The following is a 12,218-nucleotide window of genomic DNA, read 5'->3' as shown; positions in this document are numbered from 1 at the left end:
AAAGGCGAACACCTTTTTCTTCCTTAGATCTTTTTTCTCTCTCCTTCCTTCTTTATTTCAGGATTTTCACAGAAAAATGGCTGGAAATCGCCATTTCTTTAAAACCAGATATTTATGCATGAAGCTACCATGTAATGTCATAGATATCCACGCGGGGAATCACTTCGAACAGGTCCTGTTTATTCGGCACAATTAAAATCACCTGTTCGTCCGTCACGTTGTACAAATCGCCTGTCACTTTCTGATTTTTCGTATGTACAGTAACGGTCGCATGGCGCTGCAGCAAAGCGTTCCACTGCATCTCAGTCGGGATCATCTCGCGTCCACTCCTTTTTCTTTATCGAACGTTGAGCCGGTCGTGCGGCTTAAGATAGATTCAATTCTACAACGAATAAATACATATGTAAATAAATATTTATGCATTATTTGACCCGTTTTTTCGTAAGCATGCCTGTGGATTTGCATGAAAAGCAAATTGCGATAAGCTAATATTGTAGGTAAATGGAAATGTTTGCTGTCACGAAACGTTCAAAAAGTAGGTGAAGTGTTAATTTTTATTGCCGTTATAATGTGTATAGTTATCCTTGATTTGACAATGAAAACAGTAGCTACTGCAGTGTGTTGAGGAGGGTGCCCAAGTATGGGAACGCGTAAGGTAACACGGCTAATCGTCTTGGCGGTCATCGTTCTGGCGGTTGGCTGGACATTTTACAGCGCATTTTTTAAAGACAAGACGACGGTACAGGTCGGCAAACCAGTGCCTGATTTCGTCGCCCAGCAGGTCGGCGGTGGAAAAGTCCAGCTGAGCCAGTTGAAGGGCAAGGCGGTCGTATTGAATTTCTGGGGAACGTACTGTCCGCCGTGCCGCGAAGAGATGGCGGATTTGAATAAAGCGGCGAAAGAATTTGCGGATAAGAACGTGGTGATTCTCGCGCTTAATGTAGGAGAATCGGAAATTCCGGTCCAATCGTTTGCCCGCCAGTACAAATTGGATGCGCTGCCACTATTAATGGATCCGTCGCGGGCCATTACTCGCAAATACCAGATCGGCGAAATGCCTTCTACGTTTTTTATAAAAGCGGATGGAACGCTCTATAAGCACATTGTGGGCGGTCCGATGTCATATCAGACGATTCATGATAATATGCAACAGATTGCTCCGTAAGAAATTTGAGGTGAAACCATGTTGGACAATGTGAAATGCGAATGCGGGCATTCGAATCCGGTCGGTACCATGCTGTGCGAATCATGCGGAGCCCCGCTTGCGAGCGAGGTTGCTGGTAAGAAGGTGGATATGCGTTACGAAGGCGCGGCCCGGCGTTCGCAAACATACCACAAAACGATCGTAGACCGCATCTGGAACTTCTTCTCTTCGGTGCGCAATGCGGTCATCATGATTGTGTTGACGCTTATCGCATCGGCCATCGGTACGGTGTTTCCACAGGAGCGCTATATTCCGGTGCCGAAACCGGCGGAGCAGTACTACCCGGAAGCCTATGGAACTCTCGGGCTTATTTATTATAGACTCGGCTTTCATAATTTATATTCTTCCTGGTGGTTTATCGCGCTTATGTTAGGAATTGGTATCTCGCTTGTTGTCTGCAGCCTCGACCGTGTCGTGCCGCTGTATCGCGCGCTGAAAACACAGCGCGTCAAAAGGGACAAGCGTTTCCTCCAAATCCAGAAAGTTAGTGTGGAGTTGAACGCCGAGGGCAAAGAGGTAGAACAGTTGACGGCTTCGCTTGAAGAAGCACTCAAGAAAAAACGTTATCACGTACGACGCGAAGAGAACGCTTTACTGGGTGAAAAAGGCCGGTTTAGCCGCTGGGGTCCGTATATCAACCACATCGGGCTCATTATCTTTTTGATCGGCTGTTTAATGCGCCTCATTCCCGGTTTCTATCTCGACCAGTATGTCTGGGTACGTGAAGGGCAAACCGTCCCGGTACCGGAGACAAACTATTATGTCAAAAACGAACAGTTCATTAAAGAGTACTACCAGGATGATGAATTTCCCGAGAAGCTGGACGTAAATGGTGTCATCGTAAAGGAATATAAAACAAAAGCGGTTCTCTATGAAAATGAAAACGCGGAAATTCCGGGTTCGGAACCGAAGTTAAAGCAGGTTGCGAAGCATGACATTGAGGTTAATCATCCATTAAAGTATGAAGGATTATTATTATATCAAGCAGGCGAACAAGAAAATCAACTGCAGGCGCTCAATCTAAATCTGGTTGATACAGCGACTAAAGAACCGCTGGGCAGCGTAAAACTGGACTTGCTGTCTCCGCCGAAAGAAATCAAAGTAAATGACAATGTAAAGGTACAGGTACTACAATATTTTCCTGATTTCGCCCTTGATGATATGAAGCAGCCGATTACGAAGTCGACGGAGCCGAATAATCCGGCATTTATCGTGAATACCATTTCTCCGAAGACACCGGACGGAGAGAAGCAGTGGATTTTCCTCGGCGATACGCTGACGGCAGACGGTAAAGATCCGAAAGTCACGTATGCGTTTGCCAAGCCGGACTTAGTCGATATGAGCGGATTGATGGTGCGTAAGGACGCAAGCCTGCCGATTATCTTCTTCGGCGCGGGGGTCAGTATGCTCGGTCTTGTGATGGGCTTCTACTGGCAGCATCGTCGTATCTGGTTCCAGGTTGAAGAAGAGAAGCTGCTGGTGGCAGCGCACACCAATAAAAACTGGTTTGGCATCAAGAATGAAGTCGTGAAAATTCTCGAAGCGAACGGGTACCATATCTCCGCCGCACAATTGGAGAAGGAGGCAAAACAATCGTGAATAGTCTCATCGGTCTCAGCAATACTATGCTGACCATCGCGTTTATTTTTTACTGTGTCGCAACGATTCTGTTTTTTGTTGCCGTAACGGGCAAGAGCTTCCGCAACCGTACGCCTGAGGAGCAGAGCCGTCGCGGCCGCTTCGCATACGCGGCGGCGGTCATCGGGTTTCTCGCGCATGCGGTGTTTATCGGAATTCGCTGGTATGTGGGCGGGCACATTCCAACCAGTAACATGTTTGAATTTATGCAGTTCCTTGGCTTTGCCATGACCCTTGCGTTTTTGGGGATATATCTTATTTACCGTATTCCGCTTATCGGCGCGTTTGTTATGCCATTCAGCGTGCTTATCGTTTCGTACGCAGCGGTATTTCCACGTGAAATCACGCCGTTAATTCCGGCACTGCAGAGCTATTGGCTGCAGATTCATGTAACGACTGCGGCGCTTGGTGAGGGTGCTTTTGCGGTCGGCTTTGCCGGCGGTTTAATGTACCTGCTGCGTACGCTTGATCCGAACGAGAAATCTAAGTCGGCCAGCTGGCTCGAATTTGTTATGTGGGTTATTTGTACACTGGTTGCTTTCATCGTACTTGTATTCTCTTTCCAGCTTGCAGGATATCAGGCCACATTTAAAGCGCCGTTTCAAATGTCGACCGGCCAGGTGGTAGATTCCCAGGTAAAATACCATATGCCGGCGATTGTCGGACCTAAAGACGGTACGCTTGAGACAACAGACAAGATGAAACCCTGGTTCGAGGCACCGGGATTCATGAAAGGAAACCAAGCGGCCCGCAAGTTCAATACGCTGATCTGGTCTGTGGCAGGTGGTACGCTGCTGTATGGAGCGGCCCGCCTGGCGCTGCGCCGCCGCATTTCCGGCGTGGTCGGCAGGTGGGTGCAGGATTTGGAACCGGATCTTGTTGATGAGATTAGCTACCGTGCCATCGCGATTGGTTTTCCAATCTTTACGCTTGGCGCGCTTATCTTCGCGATGATTTGGGCGCACGAGGCATGGGGACGGTTCTGGGGCTGGGACCCGAAAGAAGTATGGGCGCTGATTACATGGCTATTCTACAGCGCGTATCTCCACCTGCGCCTCTCCCGCGGCTGGCAGGGCAAGAGATCGGCGTGGATGGCCGTGATCGGCTTCATCATCGTCATGTTCAACCTTGTCTTCGTCAACCTTGTCATCTCGGGGCTTCATTCTTACGCGTAATTGAAATAATGATACGAAAGCGCCTCGCTCTGTATGATTTGAGCGAGGCGCTTTTTAAAGTAGTGACGGGCTAAGGAAAGAAAACCGCGTGCGAAGAGACTACTCGAAATCGTCAGGACTTTTTTCTTCAAGTTCGCTGTCTTGCATAAGGTTTTCCTGGCGGCTCTCAGGACGATGGGCGCTTAGTGGATTGTCACCCATCTGAGAGTATGTGTCATCGTCTCCGATAACGCCGCTCTGGTAGGCATTCATAATTTCCTGATTGACGATTTTTTCACCTTCGGAATCGTAGCGAATGTTTTGTTCCTGTTTTTTCATGGAAGCTCACTCCTTTCGCTCTTATATTGTTTCCACAACTCTCCAGATTAAAACAAAAGCTTGTCTTTTGTAACCTGGGTAACATATAATTTGTACGATTATGGTCACAAATTCGTTGCTTAAAATGGTAAAATAAGTAGAAAAACAGACTTATTATTGAAAATGTCAACTGAGGTGAAAGAAAATGGAACATCAAGCCAAAGTGCTCGTAGTAGACGATGAGGAACGTATCCGCCGCCTGCTGCGTATGTACTTGGAAAGAGAGAACTTCCAAATAGAGGAAGCTGAAGACGGAGAGCAGGCTCTTGAGATGGCGCTTGCTACCGACTATGATGTTATTTTGCTTGATTTAATGCTGCCGGGTATTGACGGTATTGAAGTATGTACACGGCTGCGCGAAAAGAAAGCGACCCCGGTTATTATGTTAACGGCAAAAGGTGAGGAAGCCAATCGCGTGCAGGGTTTTGAGTCCGGTACAGACGATTATGTGGTGAAGCCGTTCAGTCCGCGCGAAGTCGTATACAGGGTGAAAGCGCTCTTGCGCCGTTCGTCTGCAACCGCGTTTCTCACGACGCCGAGCAGTTCGCACAATGTGCTTGTCTTCCCGGATTTATCCATTGATCATGATGCGCATCGCGTGATGGTTGCCGGTGAAGAAGTAAGCCTGACGCCGAAAGAATATGAACTGCTTTATTACCTGGCGCGCCATCCGGACCGTGTCTTCTCCCGTGAGGATTTGCTCAAGGACGTATGGCATTATGAGTTCTTCGGAGACTTGCGTACCGTAGATACCCATATTAAACGTCTCCGGGAGAAGCTCAACAAAATTTCTCCGGCTGCAGCGAATATGATTGCGACCGTTTGGGGAATCGGATACAAGCTTGAGGTGCCAAAGTAAGTGTTAAACCGGGTTGTTTTTAAGCTTTGGATTACAATCATCGGTCTGGTTGCTGTCGTATTGACTGTGCTTAGCCTGACGCTTATGTCCTTTTTGGACGAATTCTACGAGCGGCAGCGTACGGAGGACTTAAAGCAGTTGGCGCAAAATATGGCGCATGTCATTCTTGTTTACAAAGACAGCGAGAAAACGCTTAACATTGCCAGAGAACTGGTGGATGTGTATGATACGCGGATGGTACTTACCGGTTCGCTCGGGAATTATAATCAGGACAGTGCAGCGCCAAACAATGCTTCCATTCCGGAAGTAAGGCCGGAAGAGTTCCTGAAACATCCGGTACTGAGACAGGCGAGGGACAATGATCGTATTGCCGTTACGCGGGACTTTTTCTCGGTTTTGCCGCCCAAAAGCAGCGTACCGCATTATGAAGAGTTTGTTGTGGTAGCAGTTCCCCTTCATTCGCAGGGATTGAATAGCGAGCTGATTTTATATCAGACGATGGAAGAATTGAGGGAGACGACCTATAAGACGACCCGGTTAATCTTTTACGCCGCTGCCATTGGCATTATTTTGACGACATTTTTTGCTTTTTTCCTATCGTCCCGGGTTACGCAACCGCTCCGTTCCATGAAGGAAGCGGCTGATTCATACGCACGCGGCGATTTCTCGACGCAAATTTCCATTCGGACGAACGATGAAATAGGGGATTTGGCCAGCACATTCAACCACATGGCTGGTCGGCTGAACGATTTAATTGTTGCGCTCTCCCGTGAAAAAGAACAGGTGGCGAGCGTGCTGAAAAGCATGGTGGACGGTGTAATGACTTTCGACCGCAACGGGCACATTATTGTTACGAACCCACCGGCTGATGAATTGCTGAAAGCTTGGGAGTATGAGCAAGGCGGCGCAGAAGCTGAAGAAGACGAAAGCGATCAGGGAAAAGGACTTCCTCCTTCTATGCGCTCTATTCTGGAGCAAGTTGTAAAAAACGAGGAAGAAGTTGTAACGGACGTGATTGTGCAAGGACGGATTTATGCCGTTGTTATGGCGCCGCTGTATGATGATGCTCAGGTACGCGGCGCTGTGGCCGTGCTGCGTGACATGACGCAGGAACGCCGTCTCGATAAGCTTCGCAAAGATTTTGTCGCCAATGTCTCGCATGAGCTGCGAACGCCGCTCGTGATGCTGCAGGGCTACAGCGAAGCGATTATTGACGATATCGCTGAGTCGCAGGAAGAAAAGAAAGAATTAGCCCAGATCATTTATGACGAATCACTGCGCATGTCGCGCCTCGTCAACGAGCTGCTTGACCTGGCCCGTATGGAAGCCGGGCATATTCCACTGGAGATTCAGCCTGCGAATCTGCTGCAGCTCGAAGATAAAGTCATTCGCAAATTCGGCGGGGTAGCCAAAGAGCAGGGAATTCATCTGCAGTTGGATTGGCAGGCGGCGGATGGGACGTTCTACTTTGACAACGATCGGATGGAGCAGGTGTTAACCAACCTGGTTGATAATGCGATCCGCCATACCGGACATGGTGGAACGGTCACGCTGCGTACGTTCATACAGGATGAGATGTACACGATTGAAGTAACCGATACCGGAAGCGGCATTCCGGCGGAGGATCTGCCGTTTGTATTCGAGCGATTCTATAAAGCCGACAAAGCCCGGACACGCGGCCGTGCCGGAACGGGTCTGGGACTGTCGATTGTAAAAAATATTGTACAAGGCCATCACGGTACGATTACCGTACGCAGCAAGCTGGGCGAGGGCACAACGTTCTCCATCCAGCTGCCGACTCAGCCTGAGGAAGGGAAGCACGGATGAAAACTTTTGCCGAAAGTACGCTTGCCCCTTTTTTGTTAAAAGGGCTTGCGAATATGAATATCAAGGCGCCGACACCGATTCAACAGCAGGCCATTCCGTTTCTGCTCGAAGGATGGAGTGTGGTAGGCGAATCACAGACAGGCACGGGCAAGACGCTTGCTTATCTGCTTCCGCTGCTGCAGCGGATTCAAGCGGACAGTTCCGCGACCCAGGCGCTAATCTTGGCCCCTACCCGCGAATTAACCGTGCAGATTCGCCACGTGCTTGATGAATTATGCAACGCAACCGACATTCGTTTTCAAATTATTATGGGCGGTGTGGACATCAAGCGCCAGATGGAAAAACTGAAACAGAAACCACACATTATCGTCGGATCGCCAGGTCGCATCTATGATTTAATCGAGAAGAAAAAGCTGAAAGTGCACGAAGTCAAGATGGTGGTCATTGACGAGGCCGATCAGATGCTGGAATCCGGCATGATCCGCGAAGTGGAAGCGGTTGTGCAGCGAACGCCACGGGATCGGCAGCTATCCGTCTTCTCGGCCACGATTTCGTCGCTGGTAGAAGAGTGGGGCAGGAAGTGGACGGATCAGGAGCCAAAGGTGATTAAAATTCGTGCGAAGTCTCGCCTGCCGGAGCTCATCGAACAGTGTTTCATTGTGACACCGGAGCGGGAGAAATTTGAAACGCTGCGTCGTTTGCTGCATGCACTGAACCCGGAACGTGCGCTGATTTTCGTCAAAAAACTGCATCAGGTAGCCGACATTGCGAATTGGCTTGCTGCCAAGGGAGTGTCCATCGCCGGCATTCACAGCGAAACGAGAAAAGCGGAACGCGAGCAGGCGATGAATAGCATCCGCAGAGGTGACATCCGATGTTTGGTAACGACTGACCTGCTGGCGCGTGGACTTGATATTGACGATGTTACGCATGTCATTAACTTTGATTTGCCGCTTGATACGGACGGCTATATCCACCGGGTAGGCCGGACTGGCCGTGCGGGCAAAGGTGGCATGGCGGTGACACTGCTTGAGCCGAAAGAAAAGTTTATGGCCGGCAAGCTCGCCAAACAGCTTCATATTGAAATGCCGGAGCGCGTGTTGTTTCAAGGACGGCTTATATCGCCGCAGGAGCGGCGCCCCCGTCCGCCATTAAAGAAAAAACAAAATACCAAATTCAAAAAGACGCATAACAGGAAATAAATGAGTGCAGCCGACCTCGAATGAGGCCGGCTGTTTTTGTTTGTGTGAGCGGATAATTTTTGCCTAATCATCCAAGCTAAGTAACAGAAGCCAAAAGGAGGGGAGAGCATGCTGCGTTTTCTTAAACGAATCTTTCAGCACCGCGTCTATTCTCACGGAAATGTTTCCCATTCCTCTTCCGACATGATAGACCATATGTCAAAAAAAATGGGAAAAGGAGCGGAAGCCGATTTTGCACGTTTGTCTACTTTGTGTAAAATGACGGATTTTTGCCACCGCCGCTTAGAGTCGGTGATTTGCTGTTATATGAGTACGATTGTCCTTCCGGAATATATAGATACGTATGTAATCCGGCCGTTGTCCGCCCATTTTATACGCGGTGAAGTAAAAGCCATGAACGAAATGCTGGGCGGCAGCGAAACAGAACAGGTGGAGGACATTGAAGCTTGTATAACAAAGCTTGTACAGGGCTGGGCCATTGTCCTGCATGACGAAGGGTTTCCGATCGCGGTGAATGTGTTTCGTGCCCCGGAACGGTCTGTGGAGCCGTCGGAAAATGAGACGACCATTTTCGGACCACAGGAAAACTTCATTGAATCGTTGATGACGAACGTAGGCATGCTTCGCAAGCGTATGAGGTCGGCTGACTTGCGCTTCGATATTTTGCTTGTCGGTAAACGGACGAATACGATGGTCGGTGTTCTGTGGATGGAAGGGCTGGCCAATCCGTGGAATGTGGGCGAGATGAAGCGGCGGCTTGAAAGCATACAGCGCGACGGCATTACGGACATTGCGGAATTGACCGAATTTGTAGAAGACAATCCGTATTCCCCGTTCCCTAACTTTGTTTCTTCCACACAGCCGTCAAAGGCAATATCGGCGCTTCTGGACGGCAAGATTGTCGTGCTCGCGGACGGCTCCCCTTATGCATGGATCGCCCCCAGTACATTCTGGGAATTTTTGCAGTCGCCTGACGATTATTATAACCGCTGGCTGTCCGCCTCGCTGCTCCGTTTTTTGCGCATGGTCGGGCTGTTTGCCGCCCTGTTTTTTACAGCCATTTATGTGGCGATAGCTACATTTCATTATCAAATGATTCCAAGCGATATGTTGATGACGCTTCTGAGGACGCGGTCGAAAGTTCCGTTTCCTCCATTGTATGAAGCGCTGCTTATGGAAGTAACCATCGAGTTCCTGCGCGAAGCGGGTGCGCGCCTGCCGACCAAAATCGGGCAGACCATCGGTATTGTCGGCGGTATCGTAATCGGGCAGGCTGCGGTAAGCGCAGGATTTACAAGTAACTTTCTCATCATTGCGGTTGCCACTTCCACCATTTCTTCTTTTGTGATTCCGTCATATTTGCTCGCAAATGCGGTACGTGTCATTCGCTATGCGATTATTATCCTGTCTGCATTCTTTGGAATCATTGGTATTGTTATCGGATTTGTAGTCGTTATGCTTCACCTGCTGGAAATGCGCTCTCTTGGCGCGCCATACCTGTCACCGCTCATCCCTATCCGTGTAGCTGACTGGAAAGACAGTGTTATTCGGTTTCCATTTTCGCTGTTTTTAAACAGGTCTTCTTTGAATCGTGCACAGGATGTCCGTCGTGGAAACGGCAACAAGCCTAGCTGAAGGAGTGTGGTACATGGAGAAGAGTCGAGGCGTATACGGGGGCGGGTTTTCCATTGACCCGGTTTATTTATTTTTTCTGGTCAATACCATGCAGGTAGGGGTTGGGATTCTGCGGGCGCCGCGTGTGATGGCTGAAGATGTGGGAAGAGAAGGTTGGATTGTGGCTATTTTAGCGGCACTTCTCGTCCAGTTCGTTATGGTATGTATATTTTATGTGCTTCGGAAATATCAGAGTTTATCGCTTTTGGAAGTCGGGCATATCCTGTTCGGCAAAACATTGAATTCGTTTCTTTCCATCCTTATCGGGGTGTACTATTTCCTGCTCGGAGTGCTCTTGCTGCGTGATTTCATTGGCATACTCCAGGACTTTATTTTTACCGCCAGCTCCCCGGTCTTTTTGTATCTGTTGTTTCTTTATCCGTGTTATCTCATTTTGCGCGGCGGTATTTCTCTTTTGACCCGCTTTAGCGTTGTGGTTCTTCTTTCTACGGTGTGGCTTATGATTTTTCTGATTTATCCCTACTTGAATTTTCAGTGGGAATTTATGCTCCCGCTTTTCCAGCATGAAATAAAAGACTATGCAAAAGCCACAAAAGATATCATGCTGGATTATTTCGGCTTTGAAATCGTCTTTTTCTTTTATCCGCTTATCGCGCCCAAGAAAAAAGCACTACTGTATGCATCTCTGGGCCACTGGTTTACTACATTGGTTTATTTTTTGATTATCGTCGGGGCAACGGGAATGTATGGAAGCGATATGTTGAAGCATCAATCCTATCCTACGATGGATATGTTCCGTTTGGTGCAGCTTCCGTTTATTGAACGTGTCGAAATCATCGGACTGAGTACATGGAGTATGCTGATTCTTCTTTCGGTTACCGGTTTTATTCTTATCTGCGGACAAAGCATCCAGCATATCCGAAAAGGGTCATTCTTAAGCAAGCCGGGCACGCTGACGCTACTGATTTTCCTGACGCTGCTCTTTATACCGGATCGTTTTCTCGATATTGACCAGGTTCTGTTATATCTGGGCGTCATCTGGGTGTATGTGCTGGGTGTCTATACGGCGGCATTCGTCGTCCTGTCTTACTTTAGGAAAGGAACGAAGAAGACATGAAACTTGTGATTCGGACGCTTATACTGCTAGGGTGTGTCCTGCTTGGCGCTTGTACTGCGGTTGACCGAAGAGTGCTTGATGATTTGGGTCTGGTTTTAATGGCGGGGTATGATCGAATCGGCTCTGATAAATTACAAATTACGGTTACGCTCCCGGGCATGATTCCGGAAGGGAGGTTTTCGCCCCAACTGCTGACCGTTGTTGCACGCAGCGAAAAAAACGCACGAAAACAATTAAGCTATCTTTCCGGAAAAAGAGTCGAAGCGGGACAGCTTAAAGTCATTTTATTCGGGGAGAAGACCGCCCGCCGTGGAATAAAGGACATTGTTGATCCTCTCTACCGTGATCCGAGCATTGGTTCGATGATGTTTGTGGGTGTGGTAAAAGGAAAGGCAGCCGATGCGCTGAAAGCCGATGTGAGAGACAAACAGGGGGCAGGCCTGTATACTTACAATGTGTTGCATCAGGAGGAAAGGGTGCAGGGAACGACGAGGTTCCGCTTAAGCAGCGTTATTCGTGATTTGAAAACACCGGGGCGTGCTGTGGCGGTGCCTTACATGATTGTAGAAAAGCAGGGGATAAAATTAAGCGGATTGGCCCTGTTCAGCGATTCGAAAATGTCAGGAAGGCTGCCTGCGGAGCTTGTGCCTTCATACATGATGCTTGACGGCGTAAACTACCGGGATCATTTAAACATGGTGCTGGACAAAAAAACAAAAATTACCTTGTCGTTCGTGAAAAACTCACGCATAAGAAGCGTTTCTTACAATCCGCAGACCAAAAAGCTCACGCTGCATATTAAAGCGAAAGTCAAAGGGCAGGTATTGGAATATGAAGGAGTTCAGGTGAAAACAAGGAAGCAGCTACGGAACCTGGAGGAAAAAGTGGCCCGCCATCTGGAGCAACAGGGAGAGGAAACCATGCGTATTCTGCAAAAGGCAAATTCGGATGCTCTGGGACTGGGCAACTATGTGCAAGCGAAAAACGTGTATTCCAGCTATAGCCCGAAGTGGTGGCAGGCACAATATCCGCATATCAAAGTAAACGTCGAGATGGAAGTTAAACTGACCCGCCTGGGGCTTCTTCGATAATAATACTTTTCCTCCATTGTAATCGAGGAAAAACTCGCGAGGCGTGTGCCGACCGTTGCTTTTTCCGTGTGGAGCGTGTGGCCTGGAGGGAGGGAAAGACCGGCAATTGTCTC

At 48.8% G+C, this 12,218-nt stretch carries 11 protein-coding genes; 9 read left to right on the top strand and 2 right to left on the bottom strand.

All coding sequences use genetic code 11. From position 1 onward, the window contains the following. Window positions 1–124: 124 nt before the first annotated feature. Entirely contained in the window at window positions 125–316 is a 192-nt protein-coding gene (locus B2899_RS12125; RefSeq protein ID WP_146809086.1) for a hypothetical protein, read from the bottom strand. Window positions 317–640: 324 nt separating this feature from the next. Between B2899_RS12125 and resA the strand changes: the two genes are divergently transcribed. From resA to ccsB, 3 genes are read left to right on the top strand one after another with little or no spacing between them, the layout of a single operon-like run. Then, window positions 641–1,165, top strand: a complete 525-nt coding sequence (resA, locus tag B2899_RS12120) for a thiol-disulfide oxidoreductase ResA (protein WP_146809085.1) — start codon at window positions 641–643, stop codon at window positions 1,163–1,165. Between the two features lie 18 nt (window positions 1,166–1,183). Further along, the gene (resB, locus tag B2899_RS12115; RefSeq protein ID WP_246147242.1) at window positions 1,184–2,803 is read left to right on the top strand and encodes a cytochrome c biogenesis protein ResB; all 1,620 of its coding nucleotides are present in this window, start codon (window positions 1,184–1,186) and stop codon (window positions 2,801–2,803) included. 26 nt (window positions 2,804–2,829) lie between these two features. Beyond that, window positions 2,830–4,017: a c-type cytochrome biogenesis protein CcsB gene (ccsB, locus tag B2899_RS12110; RefSeq protein WP_146809094.1), complete on the top strand. Its 1,188-nt coding sequence runs from the start codon at window positions 2,830–2,832 to the stop codon at window positions 4,015–4,017. 99 nt (window positions 4,018–4,116) lie between these two features. Here the strand turns inward: ccsB and B2899_RS12105 are convergent, their stop codons facing one another. Further along, on the bottom strand, window positions 4,117–4,335 hold the full coding sequence (locus B2899_RS12105) for a hypothetical protein (protein ID WP_286886107.1): 219 nt from the start codon (window positions 4,333–4,335) through the stop codon (window positions 4,117–4,119). Window positions 4,336–4,519: 184 nt separating this feature from the next. Between B2899_RS12105 and B2899_RS12100 the strand changes: the two genes are divergently transcribed. The 6 genes from B2899_RS12100 to B2899_RS12075 all read left to right on the top strand — a co-directional run bounded on the left by B2899_RS12100 (window position 4,520) and on the right by B2899_RS12075 (window position 12,105). Further along, entirely contained in the window at window positions 4,520–5,233 is a 714-nt protein-coding gene (locus tag B2899_RS12100) for a response regulator (RefSeq protein ID WP_146809083.1), read from the top strand. Continuing rightward, window positions 5,234–7,060, top strand: a complete 1,827-nt coding sequence (locus tag B2899_RS12095) for an ATP-binding protein (protein ID WP_246147241.1) — start codon at window positions 5,234–5,236, stop codon at window positions 7,058–7,060. Beyond that, a complete protein-coding gene (locus tag B2899_RS12090; RefSeq protein WP_286886103.1) occupies window positions 7,057–8,262 on the top strand; it encodes a DEAD/DEAH box helicase in 1,206 nt (401 codons plus the stop codon). The genes B2899_RS12095 and B2899_RS12090 overlap by 4 nt, the downstream gene beginning before the upstream one ends. Window positions 8,263–8,370: 108 nt before the next feature. Further along, the gene (locus B2899_RS12085; protein WP_146809081.1) at window positions 8,371–9,897 is read left to right on the top strand and encodes a spore germination protein; all 1,527 of its coding nucleotides are present in this window, start codon (window positions 8,371–8,373) and stop codon (window positions 9,895–9,897) included. Between the two features lie 13 nt (window positions 9,898–9,910). Next, on the top strand, window positions 9,911–11,014 hold the full coding sequence (locus B2899_RS12080) for a GerAB/ArcD/ProY family transporter (RefSeq protein WP_170230164.1): 1,104 nt from the start codon (window positions 9,911–9,913) through the stop codon (window positions 11,012–11,014). After that, window positions 11,011–12,105, top strand: a complete 1,095-nt coding sequence (locus B2899_RS12075) for a Ger(x)C family spore germination protein (RefSeq protein ID WP_286886099.1) — start codon at window positions 11,011–11,013, stop codon at window positions 12,103–12,105. Before B2899_RS12080 ends, B2899_RS12075 begins: the two co-directional genes overlap by 4 nt. Window positions 12,106–12,218: the final 113 nt, after the last annotated feature.

Source organism: Aneurinibacillus sp. UBA3580 (assembly GCF_002375825.1).
GTDB classification, from domain to species: domain Bacteria; phylum Bacillota; class Bacilli; order Aneurinibacillales; family Aneurinibacillaceae; genus Aneurinibacillus; species Aneurinibacillus danicus.
The sequence above is the reverse complement of the archived record's forward strand: the minus strand, read 5'-3'. Positions and strand labels throughout refer to the sequence as shown.